General features: G+C 58.9%; 2 pseudogenes. Both read right to left on the bottom strand.

Going from position 1 to position 518, the window contains the following annotated elements:
- Positions 1-383 (bottom strand): annotated as a pseudogene (locus PMI26_RS07170) (electron transfer flavoprotein subunit alpha/FixB family protein); the annotation flags it as partial.
- Positions 384-518, bottom strand: a pseudogene (locus tag PMI26_RS07165) (electron transfer flavoprotein subunit beta/FixA family protein); the annotation flags it as partial.

Genomic DNA, 518 nt, shown 5'->3' on the forward strand with positions numbered 1-518 from the left:
TCTACCGAGATGATCTCGGAGATCTGGTCAACGTCCAGTGCAGCGGCAACGCGCGGCAGGATGTTTTTGCCGTGGGAAGTGGCGGCAGCCAGGATGTGGCTGTAGCCATTGCCGCCCGCTTCTTGAACGAGAGCAGCGACCAATGGAGCAACGTTTTCCGGCAGCTGGTGAGCGTAGGCAGCATTATCAGCTACCAGCACTTTAGCCACGCCAGCGACTTTCGCAGCGGCTTCAGCCACGGCGCCAGCGCCCTGGCCTGCAACCAGAACGTGGATGTCACCACCAATCTTGGCGGCAGCAGCAACGGTGTTCAGGGTGGCCGGGGCCAGCACTTTGTTGTCCTGCTGGTCGGTTGAAAAGTCAGCAATTACCAGGATAGCCATTCAGATCACCTTCGCTTCGTTCTTCAGTTTTTCCACCAGTTCAGCCACCGACTTGACCTTGATACCCGCGCTGCGTGCAGCCGGCGCTTCGACTTTCAGGGTCTTGTTGGTGGAGGCGGTGGAAACGCCCAAAGC

The organism is Pseudomonas sp. GM33 (genome assembly GCF_000282295.1).
GTDB classification, from domain to species: Bacteria; Pseudomonadota; Gammaproteobacteria; order Pseudomonadales; family Pseudomonadaceae; genus Aquipseudomonas; species Aquipseudomonas laurylsulfatiphila.